The organism is Alkalihalobacterium chitinilyticum, from assembly GCF_029028005.1.
GTDB lineage: Bacteria > Bacillota > Bacilli > Bacillales > Bacillaceae_F > Alkalihalobacterium > Alkalihalobacterium chitinilyticum.
The window spans coordinates 1-18,715 of the sequence record NZ_JAOTPO010000034.1 but is presented as its reverse complement, the minus strand read 5'-3'; the positions used below and the strand labels follow the sequence as shown (position 1 = coordinate 18,715).

The window sequence follows — 18,715 nt, the reverse complement described above, 5'->3', positions numbered from 1 at the left end:
AGATGAGATTTCCCATTACGTTAAGTAAGTAAGACCCCTTAGAGATGATGAGGTTGATAGGTCTCGGGTGGAAGCGTGGCGACACGTGGAGCTGAGAGATACTAATCGGTCGAGGACTTATCCAAATAATAATAAAGCGTTGAATTCATCTAGCCATTATCCAGTTTTGAGAGAACCACTCTCAATTTTATAAGGATTTATTAGAATCCAGTAAAATTGTTAGAAGCGAGAAGTTCGAGGCGACAAGCTCACGAGTAGCGGAATGTACGTTTAAAGGGTACATGAGCAACGCAGAGAGCGCAGTCAACGAAGAAATTCGAAGCTTATCACAATTTTAATAGTCTAGTGGCGATAGCGAAGAGGTCACACCCGTTCCCATGCCGAACACGGAAGTTAAGCTCTTCAGCGCCGATGGTAGTTGGGGGCTTCCCCCTGTGAGAGTAGGACGTCGCTAGGCATAAAGCACAATCCAAATGGGTTGTGCTTTTTTTAGTATGAAAAAAGGATGAGTAAGCTTCAGGTGGTGAAGAGCTTTGGCTCGAAGAGGCAACCCCTTCGAAGGAATAGCCGATGGAAACATCGTGTGAAGGGGACGAAGCGAGACAACATGTCCCCCTGTGAGAGGAAACCTTTCTTTTCGTAAAACATCATGATGAGCATCGAAGTGAGACTTCATGGATCACGTCCCCGTAGGAAAGAAAGGTTTAGAGGGACGTCGCTAGGCACAAAGCACAATCCAAATGGGTTGTGTTTTTTTTAGATTCACTTTGTTTATCAGTAGTTAAAATTTCTTTTCAAAGGGCTGAGTAGATACCCCTTTATGTATTAAGAGGACTCAGAAACCCTTATTTGGGTTCCAAATGCCCTTTTGATTCATTTAGCGGACTCACAGGCCCTTATTGTATGTAAATTTCGCTAATATCACGTGATTTTAGGTAAATAAGAGCCTCTCAGTCCTCATAAGTCATCAAAACGATAATTTTACTATAAATAAGGGCCTCTCAGACCGCCAAAATTATATTCAGACATCCATGCAACATTTTGGAACTCTCAGATTTTATATAACCCCACAATCAGCCTCTTTTTTATCCGTATTGTTTGATAACAGCACAAAAAACCAGAACCTAATGAAAGATTCTGGATTTCCATATAGAGGGTAAGCCTGCTGTTCCTATGTGCGGGCTTTCCTCTATTCTATGAGACTCTCTTTAAGCAAGTCTTGTTTTAAAGTTTTCATAGCCAAATTCACGAACCACTTTGCAATCTCCATTTTTTTCTTTGACCGCAATCGCAGGTAATGGCATGCCGTTAAATGTAGTCGTTTTGACCATTGTATAAATGGCCATATCACCAAACACTAAGCGATCTCCGCATTTTAAAGGCTCATCGAATGAATAATCGCCGATGACGTCTCCTGTTAAACACGTTTGCCCAGCAAGTCGATAGGTAAACGGCTTTTCGCCAGCTTCTCCAGAACCGAAAAGGGGAGGGCGGTATGGCATTTCTAATACATCTGGCATATGGCAAGTAGCCGATGTGTCAAGAATTGCAATTTCCATTCCGTTTTGGTGCGTATCAAGTACCGAAGCAACAAAGTAGCCAGCATTTAAAGCAACAGCTTCGCCTGGCTCTAAGTATACTTTTAAGCCATAGTTTTCTTGCATTCTTTTAATACAAGATTCCAGTAATGGGATGTCATAGTCTTCTCTCGTAATATGATGACCGCCACCGAAATTAATCCATTCCATTTGCGGCAGCCATTGAGCAAATTTTTCCTCTACCGCTCGAAGCGTAGTATCTAAGTCATCTGAGTTTTGTTGACAAAGGGTGTGAAAGTGTAATCCAGTCACGCCTTCTAACAATTCAGGACGAAAATCATCTGCTAAAGCACCGAACCTAGAACCAGGGGTACAAGGATCATAAATTTCGTGCCCAACTTGTGTGGAGCACTGCGGATTAATGCGCAAGCCGACTTTTTTACCGGCCTGAAGTGCTTTATGCTTGAATTTTTCTAACTGCGAAAAAGAATTAAAAATAATATGATCGCAAATGGAGATAATTTCATCGATTTCATCTTCACGATAGGCAGGGGCAAAGACATGATTTTCTTTGCCCATTTCTTCGTAACCTAGACGAGCTTCAAATAAGCCGCTAGCTGTAGTCCCACTTAAATACTCTCCAATGAGAGGGTAGTAGTAAGACATGGAAAATGCTTTTTGTGCTAAAACAATTTTACAACCTGTGCGTTGCATGACCCCATTTAAGATTTGTAAATTTCGTTCAAGAAGTGCTTCATCTATTACATAGCATGGTGTCGGTAGTTCTTCAAACTTCATTTAACGAACAAGCTCCGGCTGTTTTTGTTCAACAGGCTTTCCATCTACAAGCTCAGGGTCAAAGCTTTCTTTCCATGGTAATCCCCATTTGTTTAATGCTTCCATGAATGGATCTGGATCAAATTCTTCAATATTGTAAACGCCTGGTTTGTTCCACTTGCCAGTCATGATCATCATCGCACCGATCATCGCAGGAACCCCAGTTGTATAAGATACTGCTTGAGAGCCTACTTCAGCAAAACAAGCTTCGTGATCACAAACATTGTACACATAATACGTTTTGTCTTTGCCGTCTTTTTTCCCTTGGAAAATACAACCGATGTTTGTTTTTCCTTTCGTACGTGGACCTAGACTAGCAGGGTCAGGTAATAACGCTTTTAAGAACTGAAGCGGCACGATTTGTTTACCTTCGTATTCGATCGGTTCGATTGACGTTAAGCCAACATTTTCAAGACACTTTAAGTGAGTTAAGTAGCTTTCACCGAATGTCATGAAAAAGCGGATGCGCTTTAAGCCAGGGATGTTTTGTGCAAGAGACTCAAGCTCTTCATGATATAACAAGTACATGTCTTTTTCGCCAACTTCAGGGAAGTTGTAAACACGCTTAATTTCCATCGGCTTCGTTTCTACCCATTCACCATTTTCCCAATAGCGGCCATTGGCGGACACTTCACGAATGTTGATTTCAGGGTTGAAGTTTGTAGCAAACGGGTAGCCGTGGTCTCCAGCATTACAATCAAGAATATCGATATACTCGATTTCATCAAAGTGATGCTTAAGAGCATGAGCAGAGAATACGCCCGTTACACCAGGATCAAATCCGCTTCCCAGAAGAGCAGTAATTCCTGCCTTTTCAAAGCGCTCACGGTATTCCCATTGCCATTTATATTCAAATTTTGCCGTATCTTCCGGCTCGTAATTTGCTGTATCTAAATAGTGTGTTTTGGTTGCAAGGCAAGCATCCATAATCGTTAAATCTTGATATGGAAGTGCTAAGTTCATAACGATATCAGGCTTAACCTCTTCAATTAAGGCAATAAGCTCATCAACGTTATCTGCATCGACTTGAGCAGTCGTGATCTTTGTTTTCCCGCCATCTAATTTTGCTTTAAGATCATCACATTTTGATTTTGTACGACTAGCGATGCAGATTTCTTCAAATACTTCACTGTTTTGAACGCATTTGTGGATAGCTACTGTTGCTACACCACCACAACCAATAATAAGTGCTTTTCCCATGTTACATTCTCCTAACGTAATAAATTTTTCGATCCATAAGGGTCTCGTCATAAAGAAGAGAACTATGTAGGACATTACCCTTTAAGAAATTTTTGAAACGAACAAAAAAACAAGTGTAACACGCACCATGAGCGCAACACTTGTTTAGGGCTTAAGACATATTCAATCCTATTAAAAAGCATAAGTATACTATGAAATAGACAGATCTAGTGTCTACGATAGAAGTCTAATTAGTATATTAGAAAGCTTTTAATATTCAAAATATATCATAATAGGTTCAGAGTCTATAGCAAATAATTACTTTAAGCACTCTTATTGACCGTTTCACAAGTTGTTGTGCAATTGCACTGGTTATAAAGTAACCAACTTATAAAATTTGAGCTTCTAACTCAATCAATAAGGCAACTAAGTTGCCAATCGGCATTAGACCCGGCTGTCCGTATGGCCTTAACTTCCTTTAAGAGGAAGTGGTCAGTATTATCTGCATGGAAAGAAGTGATATATTGAATATTTTGCTTTCCAATAACGCTTTTATAGAGTAACAACAAAATTTATAAATTTCAATAGGTAAAATAAAAAAAATTTACAAACTTTCATCCAGGGATGAGTTGACCTATTTTTCGTTCGGTTTTAGTGAAGGTGAGATGTCAAAAACGAACAATCAAATAGTAAGGAAAAATACCGCCCCGCATAAAAAGTCTGCAAACTATAGACAATATAAAAGTCTATACAATGAATGGCTTGCTTAGATCAATTTTATCTTTTGGAGTAGTCAGAAAACAATAATTTTATATCATTGAAAAATTTGAATAGTTTAAGAATATTTAAGGAGGCGTTTCCAGATGTGGAATGCCCTTTTTTGGGGGACACTTGCAGCATCAGCTACATTGTTTGGCGCGTTACTAGCACTGAAATTCTCCATTCCGAAACGGATCATCGGTTATATTATGGCACTGGGGACAGGAGCCCTAATTGGTGCGACAACTTATGAGTTATTAGAGGAATCTTTAGAGATAAGCGGGTTCACAGAAGTTGCGATCGGTTTCTTAGGTGGTGCATTGCTCTTTACTATACTAGACTATTTTATTTCTCATAAAGGAGGAGGACAGGAACGAAAAGGCTCAGAACGAAAGTTAATTAAAGACTCGGAGCAGCAAGAGGCTGGAAAGACTTCCGGGATGGGGATTTTTATTGGAAGTGTAATGGACACGCTCCCAGAATCGGCGATGATCGGCATGAGTTTAATTGGTGGCGGATCAGTCAGCTTAGCCCTCGTTGTCTCTGTATTTATAAGTAACATTCCTGAAGGGCTCTCGAGTACGGTTGGTTTACGACAAAGCGGGTTTTCTAAGAAGAAAATCATTGTGATGTGGAGTCTTGTTGTTTTTTTCTCAGCATTAAGCGCGTTAGCCGGGGCAACACTGTTAGAATCTGCTTCTAATAGTATTAAAGCGATTGTGAGTTGTCTTGCCGGGGGAGCCATTATTGCGATGCTTGCATCAACGATGATGCCCGAGGCCTACAAAGAAGGGGGACCAACTGTAGGGTTTGTAACTTCAATTGGTGTCTTTATCTCATTGTGGCTCCACTATTTATAATGTGTTGAAGATTTGAATTTGGATCGTCGTGTTATTCCCATAAGGGGCATTTTCCTACTTAGGGAGTGCCCCTTATCGATATTGTCTTGTTATGTATAACCTTCATACGATGTCACTAATGTTCACGAAAGTTACAAGTATCATATGAGAAGGTTTAAGGATCTCATAGTTGAACTAGGTATCGCAGATGAGTGGTACAAGTGTAATGATGATAAAGAAAATCGCAGTTAAATGGGAGGAAAAGGAAGTTAGCTTATGGTATTTAAATATAAAACCATGATGGGTCTGTCTCCCATTGAGTTAGTACAAACAAACCTGAAATCAGACCCCTTATATATTACCCCTTATCTAGCTGCGCCTTTAACTTCTCAATTTCTTCAACAGATAAGCTTGTTAAGTCTTGGATATCTTTCGTTGTGAACCCTTTTAGAAGCATTTGTTTTGCCACTTGTTCAATCCCTTTTTCAATTCCTTTGTCAAAACCTTTTTTCTCCCATGAAGTCATTAGTTCCATAATGTGATTCACCTCATCTTTTGGAATATGTTGAAAAAAATCGTTAAGTTGCTGTTCTTCGTTAACAGATAGTTTGTGATACTTCTCAAAGATCCCATGAACTAGCGTTTGTCGAGCAGGATCGAGTCGAAGTTGAACGAGCATTCGCAAAAACTCTACTTTAATTCTCACTTTTTCCTCAGGTTCATACCCCATTTTCCCTAATAATGCTAACGCAACAGGGTTGGGGTGTTTGACAAAGTCACGCCAGTTTTTCTGTTTAAGTTGTAAAGTGAAAAACTGAAAAGACAATACATTTTTAAAGGGAAAATCAATGGTGAATGAATTTTTCTCGGATTTAACTTTATCATAACTAAAAATTGCTATAGGAACAATGGAGAGACGATATTTTTCATAAAGCCGGCTAAAGTAGATGAACATTCGGTCATTGAAATCTTTTTGATAGGTGGACTGTGGCTCGATATGGATAATAATCAATGAACTTTTGCCTTTTAATTTAGTTTCAACAAGTAAGTCAACAGTTCTCTTATCTCCTTTAATCACATCGGTAAATACTTCTTGATTAAGAAAGGTTACATGTTGAAAATCTAGATGTTCATACACGTCAGGAAAAAACGCTAAGATGAATTCTTCAAAAAAAGTAGTAATTAACTCTTTAAACCAACGATCATGATCAAGTGCAGCTTCAATCATTTTTATCACCTCATTATACGAATGTTTGTTCTAATTATAATGTAGAGATCGTATGTTCGCTAATGTTCTTTTTGTAAAATTTATTAATTTAATTTAAACTTCAATTTACATTTAAATAAGCTTTTTTCACCCAAAAACAGAAGAAGTTAAAAACTACCTAACTAACTGGAGACGCATGGAGGTATTAACTCATGGGAAATTTAATCAAGCAAATCGACCATGTATTAATAAACACTAAAATCCATATAAAGCATTTGATTTTCTTAGTGAGATCCTTAGACTTCCCAAAGCATGGTCGATGACATCGTTTGGCGGATTTTTTACAAGTGGAGGAGTATCCATTGGAAATTTTAATATTTAAATGTTCAGCTTTCATAAATTCTATTGCTTGTATGAATTTGACATTAATCAAGAAAGACAAAAGAATACGAACGATTTATACAAAAAGAATGGTGGAGCATTAGGTATAAAATCATTTGAAGAAATAACGATTAATTACAAAGATGAACAATTCCTGCAAAAGTGGGAAGAACTACTCGGAGAAGCTGAAAAGACGGTTAGCAGTTCGTATTATTGTTGAAATAACGAGGTTAGTACTAGAAGATATATATATAGAAATTTATTTATGTATTTATCAATTCATGAGGAGAAGAAAATGAATTTATCTATTGAGACATATTTGGATGATTTCCCCTATTTAAATGATGAGGGTAGAAGTTAATATATTGGATTAAATGATGGTGATGTTCATGAGGTATTTGCTCGAATGTATCAAATCAATAGTGGTCATATGTACGGTGGACTTACCTTTACTTTAAATGGACAAAACATGTTTAAAGAAATGGTTGAAACCGATGATCTATTTGCAACTTGGTCTTCTCTACTTTCTTACTATGAAATAGAAGGTTTTCAACCAAAACAATCCCGTGAGCTGTTCTTTGGTCAAATTACATTTATGATAAAAAATGGGAGGGATAGTAAAAATCCACAAGTGCAGTTTGTGAATCAATACGAACGAATGACAACAGTTTGGGTTCCTTTTGAGGTTTTGAAACAAGCTATTGCAAAAGGCTTTGTTGAATTTATGGCGATTGTAAAAGAAGAAGTCATAAATCATCGTGTTGATGAAGACGGTGATCCATTCGAAATGCATCATTGCTTACCTTACTTGTTAGAGCGTTATAAAGAAATAAGTAGAAAAGGATAACTTTGGGGTTATAGAATAAAATTTTTTTATATAAAACCTGGAAAAGATTTTAACAAAGAGCTGCATTGTGCCTAGATACATATTCGGTGGATTTTTTACAATTATTTAATACTTGTTTAATAATTATCCATTATAATCAATGAAGAGGTGGTGATAATATGGACAAGCAAATTTTTGATTTACTTACAGACTTGAGTCAAGAAATAAAAAGTATGAAAACAGATATTCATGATTTTAAAACAGATATGCATAATCGCTTTGATACTATTGAAGCAAAACTCGAAGGTGTTGGCCAGTTTGAATTAACCAATGAATCAAGAATAATTGATGTCGATTTTATCGCCGATAAGGTTAGTAAACTGGAGAGAGAACTTTACATTTTAAAAAATAACCGTAATAACTAGGAGCTCCTACCACGTTCAGTTCTGAGTAAAAAAATATCAAATATACTGTTAATTAACGAGCTAAATCACTAATGATTTAGCTTGTTTCTTTTTTTATACTAGATTACCCGAAAGGATTTTCCTAATACTTACAGAATGTGTTTTATAACGAAATTTGTTAGTAGAGCAGAGGCTATCACATATAGAAAGTTTTGATTTTTTAGTGGGATTGAGGGAGGTCAAATGTTGCCGAGTTTACAAGTTAGTCCAATTGATTTATATATTGATGAGGAAATCATGATTAAAGCCATTGGATGTAAGCCCAATACGGAAGTTTCTATACAGGCAACAACGTATGATGAAAAAGAAAAGAAATTTTGTTCTCATGCTACATACATGGCAAATCAAGAAGGGATTGTCGATGTATCATCACAGAAGCCGATTGAAGGGACTTATAGTGGTGTAGATCGTTCTGGTTTGTTTTGGTCTATGAAACATGTAAATTCAAAATGGGATGACTATTATGAAAAGACGACATCTGATGAAGTGTCTATTAATCTCTTTTTATTAGTGAACGGAGACATGGTAGACGCTGTAACAATTACTCGCCATTTTTATAAAACAGAAATAAGAAAAGAAGTAATTCAGGATGACGAGGTAAAAGGAACGTTGTTTTATCCGGAAACAAAAGCTACTTATCCAGCAGTTATCATCTTAGGCGGTTCTGATGGGGGATTACAGGAACACGCGGCGGCTGTATTAGCTTCTAAAGGCTATGTTGTATTGGCTCTCCCTTATTTTGGTGTCGAAGGTGTACCGAAAGATCTTGAAAATATCCCATTAGAGTACTTTGAAAAAGCAACGATTTGGTTGCAAGAACACCCTAAAACGAATGGAGAGATTAGTTTAATCGGCTATTCGAGGGGTGGCGAACTGGCTTTGCTTCTCGGAGCTACATTTGATTACTATAAATCCATAATTGCGGGTGCCCCTAGTGCATATGTAACAGCGGGTATGAAAAATGGTATTTTTGCTCCTGTAACCGCGTGGGTATATAACCAACAACCCTTTCCACAGGTTAAGTTTACCTATCGTTTCTCGACGATGGTTTCTATGTTTAAAAATTGGGCCTTAAAAAAACCAATATCCTACCTTTCCATTTGGGATCGTACGTTGGAGAACAAGGAAGGATTACAAGAGGCAAGAATACCAACTGAAGCTATAAAAGTACCGGTCATGTTCATTTCAGGAGGGGATGATCAACTATGGCCTTCGAAACGATATGTAAATATAATGGAAGAAGAATTAAAGAAATCAAATAATCGTTCTGGTCGAAACCGCTATTTATATTATGAAGATGCTGGGCATTTTTTATCTTTCCCATACAGCTATGTCAACCTGCCAGCCAATGTGTTTATGAATGTGGGCAGTGGAATGACGATGACCTTCGGCGGTACGAAAGCAGCCAATGCAGCAGCGGCCAAGGACACATGGGCGCAAATATTAGAATTTCTTAAAGAAAATATGGACGATTAAAAAATGTCGGTGGGAGAGATTATGTTGAAAACTAAAATTCTTAATCGCATTAACCATATTCAGAGTCAAAATCAATTCTCAGGAAGTGTTCTTGTACAAGAAGACAATGAGGTTTTGACAGAAGCAAGCTTTGGTTATGCTAATCGTTCAGAGCAAATGGAAAATAACTCATTAACACGATATGGAATAGCATCTGGTTGCAAAGTGTTTACAGCAATCGCCATTTGTCAGCTTGTAGAGAGTGGCAAACTTTCTTTTAAAACGAAGTTAGTAGAGTGCCTTAACGTTTCTTTTCCGAATTTTGATAAAGATATAACCATTCATCACCTTTTAACACATACGGCTGGGATACCAGATTATTTTGATGAGGAAGTAATGAATGATTTTGAAGAGTTGTGGGTTAAAAATCCGATGTATCATCTTAGAAACCTAGAAGATTTTTTACCGTTGTTTCAGAATCAACCGATGAAATTAAAAGTGGACGAGAGATTTAATTATAATAATGCCGGGTATATTTTACTGGGGTTAGTAGTAGAACAAGTAAGTCAGCTTCGATTTACACATTATATTGAAGAAAATATCTTTAAAAAGGCTGGAATGATAAACTCAGGTTATTTTGAATTCGATTCACTTCCTAAAAATACAGCACTTGGCTATATTGACCTGCCGAATGGTGCATGGAAGACGAATATTTATTCATTGCCTGTTAAAGGTGGTTCAGATGGTGGTGCATTTGTTACCGTAAACGATATGGTTAATTTCTGGGCTTCACTTTTGAACTATCAACTACTTAGTGAAGAATACACCAATAAGTTACTTACTCCCTATGTAGCAACAGATGAAGATGATAGCTTTTATGGTTATGGAGTATGGATTGATAAGAAGAATGGTGAAATTTATAAATATCATATAATGGGGTATGATCCTGGAGTTAGTTTTCATTCTGCATATTATCCCAAGACCACAATAAAAACTGTTATTTGTTCCAATCGATCGGAAGGGGCATATGACATGATGAGAAAAATTGAGGATGAAATATAAAAATAGTTCACATCGGATACAACTATTAGATGTACATTGGAACATTTATGAATTCTCCAAAGTATGTAGCTGCCTATTTGATACTGGGACTATTTCGATATTCTTAAAGATTTATTTACATATTGATAAAAAACGACGGTACAAAATGGATACATATATAATAGAGAACTCTAGCTTTTGAAGCGCTAAGTCTAAGAGATCAAACATACAAGAGGTAAACCTGGATGAATCCCTGTCATGAAGAAAGGAGTAGAGGGTTTTAAAAGAGTCGTGTTCTCAATTGGTAAAATTCATTTACGTATTATGAGGACTCAGAAGCCCTTATTTGTGTTCCAAATGCCCTTTTGGTCTATTTAGGGGACTCACAGGCCCTTATTGCATGAAAATTCCGTGAATATCACATAGATTTTATGTAAATAAGAGCCTCTCAGTCCTCATAAGTCATCAAAACTATGATTTTAGTAAAAATAAGGGCCTCTTAGTCCGTGAAACAATAGACGAACATTATAATACATGATGTACGCTTGGTAGTGCTCAGCTAATGGGTGAAAGTCCTTATCCTTAACCGTGTAAGTGGCGAAAGTGTATAGCTGACAGGTGGTGCATGGCTGTGAACGAATGAAGAAGAAACTGAACGCCAGTCAATAAGAAAAAATTAATCCCCTTAAGCTTGCTGCTTGAGGGGATTTTCAATTATGTTCGGAATTAAATCATGTTTATGCATATTTTCTCGAAATTTATTTTTTATAATGAGTGTGCAATAAAGAAAAATAGTGAGGTGAGATTATGAAGCTTAAATTTTTATTTATAACCGTATTAATGGTTGTACTAACAGCCTGCAGTAATATTGCTGTTGATCATTCAAATATGGATCACGGCGAAGCAGAGCGTAATGATTCTGTCGAGGAAGTGGCAGTAGAAGAACAAGACGGGAAAAAGGTTTTTAATATTGAAGTCAAAGAAGCGCATTGGATGTTAAACGATGAATTGATGTTTGATGCATGGACATATAATGGTAGCTTACCAGGTCAAGAGATACGGGTAACGGAAGGCGATGAAGTCGTCTTAAATGTAAAGAATTCGTTATCAGTACCTACTGCTATTCACCTTCACGGATTTCCAGTACCTAATGAAATGGATGGGGTCCCAGGTGTAACACAAAATGCAATTATGCCTGGCGAAGAGTTTGTCTATGAATATACAGCCGACGTGCCAGGCACATATTGGTACCACTCTCACCAAAATGGTGCTGTTCAAGTTGATATGGGATTATACGGAGTATTTATTGTAGAACCAAAGAACCAACCAGAATATGATGTAGATGAATTGATTGTAATTGATGAATGGTCATCGATGATGGAAGAAATGGGTATGGATCATAGTGATATGGACCACGGGAATATGCATCACGGCGGACATGGAGGTCATGGAGGTCATGACATGCATGGAGGTATGGATCACCAAGGTATGTCTCATGCAGAAATGATGAATATGATGTACGACACGATGGTGATTAATGGGAAGGCAACTCCAGCCATAGCTCCTATAGAAGTAGGAGAAGGGGATACCACCAAATTACGTTTCTTAAATGCAGGTTTATTCACTCAAGTGGTTTCCATTCCAGGTCATTCGTTTAAGGTAACTCATTATGATGGACAAGAAGTGAATGAACCAGAGTGGATCTCTGAAACCGCATTTCGAATCGCTCCTGCTGAACGATATGAAGTTGAAATAAAAATGGATCAACCAGGTGCTTGGGGTATTGAAATATTCGCAGAAGAAAATCCACAGAACTTACAAGCGTTAGTTCCGATCGTTTATTCAGGGTTTAAGGTAGCCGAACTAGAGACAAGTACATTCTCCAATTACTTTGACTTTACAAACTACGGTTCTCCTAAAGAAATATCAATTGGAGAGATTACAAAAGAGTATGACATGCTTTTAGGGACAGAGGATAGTGGAGAAACATTCACTATTAATGGTAAACAATTCCCGAACCATGAGGTATATGAAGTAGAAGAAGGAGATGTCGTCAAATTTACGATTACAAACGATACGGAAGTTGATCATCCAATGCACCTTCATGGAGAATTTTTCTATGTATTATCTAAAGATGGTGAACCAATCAAGGGCTCTCCGATCAAAAAAGATACGTTAAATGTACGACCAAATGAGACGTATGAAATTGTCTTTGAGGCGAAAAACCCAGGGATTTGGATGTTCCACTGTCACGAATTCCATCATGCGAATGGTGGAATGGTTGCCGAAGTAATTTATAAAGGCTTTGAACCAACTTTTGAATTGGACCCAGATGTACCAAATCAACCTGAATAAAGGATTGTAATCTAGTAAAGACAAGAGGGAGACTCCTAGGTTTGAGTCTCCCTCTTCCTACTTCTACATTTCTAGAGACATAAGATTATTAGTATTGGAGGACTGATTCTGATGATATTGAAAAAAACTAGACTTTACTGGTTCATACTATCTATTACTTATATTGCTGTTCATCCATTAAAAAATAGTACGATTACAGTTGGATCTTTCAGAGAAGATCTATATCAAACAATAGATGGGGGGAAGAGTTGGATCAAAATCGCTGAAGCAGGTCAACCAGAATAACAACTTATGTTTTTCATAATCGATGTAGGGGAGCTCGATTAATTTGTAATATAACATTCCTATTGGCATCCTCACAGAAAAAACACAATTCCTAGTTATAGTTAAACTTTATTGGGTACCAAGGAGGACAAATGTGAAATTAAATATGAAATTATTTCTGTTACTAGTATTCGTTATTTTTATTAGTCTTTTCCTTATAAATCAAAAAGAATGGGTAAGTTACTTCAAAGCGGGTGAATGGGATACATTAAGAGAAATGATGGGAAATGAATGGAAGAGCATTTTAATGATAACGATGGGATTTATGTTAATGCAAAATGTGATTTCATTAATTCCGTTTCTTTTAGGGACATTTATAGGTAACACTATTTTTGTATTCATTTTATCCTTGTTTTCAGTAGGGGTTATTTCACTTGAACATCAATTTGCGATATACCTTGTCCTTTCAGTACTCATTTTAGGGTTTGTTGTTCTAAATCTGAAGAAGCGGTCGGTTGTCAGAAGCCATTAAAATAGAAAATTAAAATAATGCTTTATCATTATTTTTAATCCGTTTCTGCCAGGGCAGTAATGGCGTTATGTTTTTTTCTCGTTCAGGGATGTTTGGTAGGGAACTTGTGGGAATATGTCGAATAGGAAGGTGTCGTGTGTATTTCTCTTTGAAGGACATCTACACGTACAAACAAAACGAGTAACAAATCTAATTAGCTGGGAATACAAGCAAGTATACTATCAATGTAAGGATATACCTGCTATTAAGGGAAATCTTACCCATAAGGAGACATAGAATGCCAAGTCCTATAACGATTTTAAAAAATAACGAAGAACTATTTAAAGCTGATAGTATTCAACATGCCGCAAGATTTCTAGCTGAGCACCTGCGAACTTCAGTTAATAAATGCTATGACCCGATTGAAAGAGGCTATGTATACCACATTCCATATAAAGTAGAGGAAGACGAGTATCGTTTCATTGCTCCTCAAGAAATCAGCGCCAATCGCCGAAAGGAACTTGAAGAACGAGACCACAAAAATGCACGACGCGTTTGGCTGGTGCCTGCTAATCCAACCGAGTTTGATTTACATCGTGCCTTTAGTGAAGACGATACACTAGACTGGAAGCGCTCAGTGAAGTATGAAAATAGTGATCTACTATTCATGTATGTTTCAGGGAAGACGCGAAAAGTTCGCTACAAAGTGGAAGTCATAGAAGGCCTCGTTTGCCAAAATGCTACGGCACATCATAAAACGTTTTGGATAGATGAAGACAAGTATGAGCAGTCCAAAGAATGGGACTATACACGTATTCGCTTAGTTGATGAAGTCGATACAGATGGCTTATCCCTTGAAGAATTACGGAAACAAGGACTGAAAGGAAATATTCAAGGTCCAATGAAACTAACTGGTGACCTGCGAGATTACGTTATGTCGTTTTTTACTCGTGATTTAACAGAAGGATTTTATCCTGAGGAAGTCTCTGTACCTGACAGTTTTGAGGAAGGTAAGTGTAAAACGATTGTCGTCAATACATATGAACGCAATCCCATAGCGCGTAAACAGTGTATAGAACATTACGGAGTGGAGTGTCAAATTTGTCAGTTTGATTTTGAAAAAGTGTATGGAGATGTTGGAAAAGACTTTATTCATGTGCATCACCTCGTGCCACTTCATACGATAAAACAAAACTACATAGTAGACCCGATCCAAGATCTCATCCCTGTTTGTCCAAATTGTCATACCATGCTTCACCGAAAAGAAAATCACGTATATTTATCAGTGGATCAGCTAAGAGAACGGGTTTTAAAAACCAATTAGTTAATACTTATAAAAACTAGCTTAATTACTAAACATAGTTGTTTTGCTTGGAGGGATTATTTTGAAAGCAGAAAAAAATTTAAAGGTTTGTGAAAAGGGTCATACGTATTACAAAAGCAGTGATTGCCCAAGTTGCCCAACTTGTGAAAAAGAAAATAAACCTGAAAGCGGCTTCCTGGCGAAATTGAGTTCACCTGCCAGAAGTGCCTTACTTCACGAAGGAATTGATACGCTGCAAAAACTATCAAAGCACACCGAAAAAGAAATTCTGAAAATCCATGGGATTGGACCAGCTTCCTTACCAACGATGAGAACTTTATTAGAAGGAGCTGGTTTATCATTTAAGAAATAATTTTTGCATGGGGAGGAGTATTGTGAGCAGTCACTTTATGACCTCTCATGTTTCTACTCTAAATTATTATTTCCGCAAAATCTTCTCTAACGCTTTTCCCTTTGCCAGCTCATCGACCATCTTGTCCAAATAGCGGATCTCCTGCATAGTCGGTTCCTCGATATCTTCCACTCGGACACCGCAGACAACACCTTTGATCAATGCCCTCGAAGGATTTAGTTGGGGAGCTTCTGCAAAGAAAGTCTCAAAGTCTGTCTGTTTATCCAGTTGGGCTTCTAACTCTTCCTGGTTATACCCCGTCAACCAACGGATGATTTCATCGACTTCTGTTTTCGTACGGCCTTTTTTCTCCGCCTTCGTAATATAGTGTGGATAGACACTTGCGAAACTCATGGTATAAATCTTATGTTTAGCCATCATACATCCTCCCGTTAAAGGTTTTCTTTATTATAGTTTAAATAATAGTCGGGGCTCAAACGTAAAAACATGGTGTGAAGCAAATGTTGCTTGTCACGATATGACCCAGCGATTGTTTTAGAAGTGCTAGTATCTTGTGCTTCATTTACTAGGGCGCTATCTTCCACCCTCTCCTACGAATTTCTTCTATAAGATTTGCTTCGCTCATGTGTTTTTTGTAAATTTTATTGATTTAATGGAAAACTCCGATTACATTTAATAAAATGTCATTTTTTTTCATGTCTGCACAATTTCCTTACTTTAGATCTTCAGCATTCATCGTGCTCTTAGGAGGAGTAACATGGGTCAAAAGATAGTTATGTTCATATTTATCCTGTTGCTTCTACCATTATATACGGTTCAGGTAGCAGACGTTTCTGCCTCGCCGTTCCTGCAGATCTCAATATCTGATGATGAAGGAACGATTGAACAAGTCAGTAAAAATGAGAATTGGAAAGCCTTGAATGATTTTCAGCCAGTTACTGATAAACCGGTGTGGTTAAAAGTCGAGGTTACAAACAATACAAGCAGGGACCCTTATTTATATTTGAATGCTTCACCGGCATTTTTTGAAGTGTATCAAAATCAACGTCTCATCTATACATATGGCGATCTGGAGCCGGATCCACGAATTAAAAACTATAGACGGTGGGATTTACTCCCGATCGATGCGACCGAAACCGTTTATATCCGTTTACAAGGTCATCTGCCAGAAACATTGACGGTCGGACCAAAGCATCAGTTTTTAGAACAAATGATTTATGATGATCTTTTCCGGATGATCGGAAACTTAGGACTCGTCCTCATGGCGGTCTTTTCATTCGTGTTTTACTTATTTAATAGAACGCAACCGTTACTGCTTATTTTTGCAGGCTTTGCCTTGTCTTTAGCAGGTGGGGGATTGCTAAGAGTCGAGTCCAAACCATTTTTCTTTGAAGAGCCGCTCGTATTCATTTATTTGAATGCCTTCGTTTCCGCGGTAGGTCCCGTATTATTCATCCTGTTCTTTTCACGACTATTCCATGAACGGTACAAAACATTAGCTTCCTGGACGTGGAAGTTTTATGGCGGATTTTGTATCAGTGTCATTCTTATTCTAACCATTTGGCCGCAGCTGTTTATGGTTGGTGTGGTCGGATTGAATGTAGTACTGATGGCCACTATGCTCGCTGTCTCCAGTTTGATGGTCTTGTCTTATGTGAAAACGAAAAAGAAAGAGCTGTTATTTTCAATCCTCGGGGTGGTCGGTTTTATGACCATCTATCTCCTCGGCGGGATCTTTAAATTAGCTGCTATCGGACTGGAAGTTGGCCTTGTTGCGAACTACGTATTAGTTTCTGCTTGTTTGAGTATCATCATAAGTCACTATGTTGCGCTTCATCGAAGAGTACAGCAGTACTCAGAAGAGTTGGAAATGAAAGTACAGGAACGGACGACGGAATTAAAAGAAACCCATCAGCAATTTGTAAAATCGATCCAAGAAAATGCTGCAGCTATGGTAGAAATCGCTGCTTTAGAAGAGAGGAACCGGATTACTCAAGAAATTCACGATCATGTTGGACATACTCTAACAGCGACGGTTCTACAGATCGAAGCCAGTAAACGTTTGTTGGATAAAAATCTAGACGCAGCCAAAGAAAAAATGGATACCGCACAAGACCTTGTAAGAAAAGGGTTAGATGAAATTCGTGGGTCGGTACGAATGCTAAAGGCAAATGAGTGGAGCTTTGACTTAAAAACGTCGTTACTAGAACTGATCGAAGAAACGTGTAAATATACAGAAGTACAAATCGACGCTGAACTAGCAGATATTCCGAATCTGACTCAACAACAAAAAAGCACCATGTATCTATCATTAAAAGAAGGATTGACGAATGGGATCAAACACGGACATTGTGAAAAATTTCAGGTTCAATTGAGCGTCGAAAAGGATCAGATCAGTTTTCTTCTAAAAAATGATGGAAGACCGCTCGACTCGCAACATTTCGGCTTTGGCCTTTCAGCGATGAACGAACGCATTCAACAATTAAACGGGACGCTGGAAGTCTATCAAGAAGATGGGTGGGGTTGTGTGTTAGATATTTCTTTGCCAACAAAGTAAGAGACAGATATGAATGTTTGAAAGAATAGGTCAGTATTATACTCATTGCTTGTATTTTTCTTTCCACTATGGTAAATTAATAAATCTGACGCACAAAAAACTAAAACATCAAAACAATCAGTTGCGTAGAACTTTATAGTGTGATATATTATTTCTTGTCGCCATTAAACATTGTGCTTTTAAGTGTTAGTGCTTTTGAGTTAAGTTGAAGCAATACGATTTAATAACTTAAAAAAAGCACTTGCGGTGAACATTATATTGTGATAATATAGTTCTTATCGCTAACGACTAACGTTAACGATTTAAGTAATAATTACAGCAACAACTTATTTTTTAATAAAGATGTTGCGCAGAATTAATCACTATGATATACTAAATCTTGTCGCTAACAAACGACATTCAAAAAAGTTCTTTGAAAACTGAACAAAAAGCCAAGCGAAATAAATGAGATACATGATATCTCGTCAATGTTTTAAAAACGTCACGTTTGTGACAATGAGCTACATCAAACACTTTTATGGAGAGTTTGATCCTGGCTCAGGACGAACGCTGGCGGCGTGCCTAATACATGCAAGTCGAGCGGACCTCATAAGAGCTTGCTCTTATGAGGTTAGCGGCGGACGGGTGAGTAACACGTGGGCAACCTGCCCTGTAGACTGGGATAACTTCGGGAAACCGGAGCTAATACCGGATAATCAATGACACCACATGGTGTCATTGTAAAAGTTGGGATACTAACACTACAGGATGGGCCCGCGGCGCATTAGCTAGTTGGTGAGGTAACGGCTCACCAAGGCGACGATGCGTAGCCGACCTGAGAGGGTGA

16 protein-coding genes and 3 rRNA genes are annotated in these 18,715 nt (G+C 37.8%); 15 read left to right on the top strand and 4 right to left on the bottom strand.

The window, feature by feature from the left end:
- Positions 1-125, top strand: a 23S ribosomal RNA gene (locus tag N7Z68_RS23920); the annotation flags it as partial.
- Between the two features lie 216 nt (positions 126-341).
- A 5S ribosomal RNA gene (rrf, locus tag N7Z68_RS23915) occupies positions 342-457 on the top strand.
- A gap of 751 nt (positions 458-1,208) precedes the next feature.
- Here the strand turns inward: rrf and nspC are convergent.
- On the bottom strand, positions 1,209-2,336 hold the full coding sequence (gene nspC / locus N7Z68_RS23910) for a carboxynorspermidine decarboxylase (RefSeq protein WP_275120939.1): 1,128 nt from the start codon (positions 2,334-2,336) through the stop codon (positions 1,209-1,211).
- On the bottom strand, positions 2,337-3,575 hold the full coding sequence (locus tag N7Z68_RS23905; protein WP_275120938.1) for a saccharopine dehydrogenase family protein: 1,239 nt from the start codon (positions 3,573-3,575) through the stop codon (positions 2,337-2,339). It abuts the gene before it with no gap.
- A gap of 842 nt (positions 3,576-4,417) precedes the next feature.
- On the opposite strand from N7Z68_RS23905, the gene N7Z68_RS23900 reads away from it, so the two are divergent.
- Positions 4,418-5,173, top strand: a complete 756-nt coding sequence (locus tag N7Z68_RS23900; RefSeq protein ID WP_275120937.1) for a ZIP family metal transporter — start codon at positions 4,418-4,420, stop codon at positions 5,171-5,173.
- Between the two features lie 337 nt (positions 5,174-5,510).
- Here N7Z68_RS23900 and N7Z68_RS23895 read toward each other — a convergent pair whose 3' ends face one another.
- Positions 5,511-6,380: an RpnC/YadD family protein gene (locus N7Z68_RS23895; protein WP_275120936.1), complete on the bottom strand. Its 870-nt coding sequence runs from the start codon at positions 6,378-6,380 to the stop codon at positions 5,511-5,513.
- Between the two features lie 361 nt (positions 6,381-6,741).
- On the opposite strand from N7Z68_RS23895, the gene N7Z68_RS23890 reads away from it, so the two are divergent.
- The 10 genes from N7Z68_RS23890 (at position 6,742) to N7Z68_RS23845 (ending at position 15,332) form a co-directional block, all read left to right on the top strand.
- On the top strand, positions 6,742-6,960 hold the full coding sequence (locus N7Z68_RS23890; protein WP_275120935.1) for a hypothetical protein: 219 nt from the start codon (positions 6,742-6,744) through the stop codon (positions 6,958-6,960).
- Between the two features lie 186 nt (positions 6,961-7,146).
- Positions 7,147-7,587, top strand: coding sequence for a hypothetical protein (locus N7Z68_RS23885; protein ID WP_275120934.1), 441 nt, complete (start codon positions 7,147-7,149; stop codon positions 7,585-7,587).
- 158 nt (positions 7,588-7,745) lie between these two features.
- Positions 7,746-7,991, top strand: coding sequence for a hypothetical protein (locus tag N7Z68_RS23880; protein WP_275120933.1), 246 nt, complete (start codon positions 7,746-7,748; stop codon positions 7,989-7,991).
- A 222-nt stretch (positions 7,992-8,213) separates the two neighbouring features.
- A complete protein-coding gene (locus tag N7Z68_RS23875) occupies positions 8,214-9,506 on the top strand; it encodes an acyl-CoA thioester hydrolase/BAAT C-terminal domain-containing protein (RefSeq protein WP_275120932.1) in 1,293 nt (430 codons plus the stop codon).
- Between the two features lie 24 nt (positions 9,507-9,530).
- Entirely contained in the window at positions 9,531-10,547 is a 1,017-nt protein-coding gene (locus N7Z68_RS23870) for a serine hydrolase domain-containing protein (protein ID WP_275120940.1), read from the top strand.
- Positions 10,548-11,333: 786 nt separating this feature from the next.
- Positions 11,334-12,881, top strand: coding sequence for a multicopper oxidase family protein (locus N7Z68_RS23865; RefSeq protein ID WP_275120931.1), 1,548 nt, complete (start codon positions 11,334-11,336; stop codon positions 12,879-12,881).
- A 111-nt stretch (positions 12,882-12,992) separates the two neighbouring features.
- The gene (locus tag N7Z68_RS23860; RefSeq protein ID WP_275120930.1) at positions 12,993-13,166 is read left to right on the top strand and encodes a hypothetical protein; all 174 of its coding nucleotides are present in this window, start codon (positions 12,993-12,995) and stop codon (positions 13,164-13,166) included.
- A gap of 133 nt (positions 13,167-13,299) precedes the next feature.
- Complete coding sequence (locus N7Z68_RS23855) at positions 13,300-13,677, top strand: hypothetical protein (protein ID WP_275120929.1); 378 nt, start codon at positions 13,300-13,302, stop codon at positions 13,675-13,677.
- 277 nt (positions 13,678-13,954) lie between these two features.
- On the top strand, positions 13,955-14,980 hold the full coding sequence (locus N7Z68_RS23850) for an HNH endonuclease (protein WP_275120928.1): 1,026 nt from the start codon (positions 13,955-13,957) through the stop codon (positions 14,978-14,980).
- A gap of 61 nt (positions 14,981-15,041) precedes the next feature.
- Positions 15,042-15,332 (top strand): RNA polymerase alpha subunit C-terminal domain-containing protein, encoded by a 291-nt coding sequence (locus N7Z68_RS23845; RefSeq protein ID WP_275120927.1) that lies wholly within the window; start codon positions 15,042-15,044, stop codon positions 15,330-15,332.
- 66 nt (positions 15,333-15,398) lie between these two features.
- On the opposite strand, the gene N7Z68_RS23840 is transcribed toward N7Z68_RS23845, so the two are convergent.
- On the bottom strand, positions 15,399-15,749 hold the full coding sequence (locus N7Z68_RS23840; protein ID WP_275120926.1) for a DUF2200 domain-containing protein: 351 nt from the start codon (positions 15,747-15,749) through the stop codon (positions 15,399-15,401).
- 340 nt (positions 15,750-16,089) lie between these two features.
- Here N7Z68_RS23840 and N7Z68_RS23835 point away from each other — a divergent pair, with 340 nt between their 5' ends.
- Both N7Z68_RS23835 and N7Z68_RS23830 read left to right on the top strand, forming a co-directional pair.
- Positions 16,090-17,889: a sensor histidine kinase gene (locus N7Z68_RS23835; RefSeq protein WP_275120925.1), complete on the top strand. Its 1,800-nt coding sequence runs from the start codon at positions 16,090-16,092 to the stop codon at positions 17,887-17,889.
- Positions 17,890-18,403: 514 nt separating this feature from the next.
- Positions 18,404-18,715: ribosomal RNA gene (locus tag N7Z68_RS23830) — 16S ribosomal RNA — on the top strand; the annotation flags it as partial.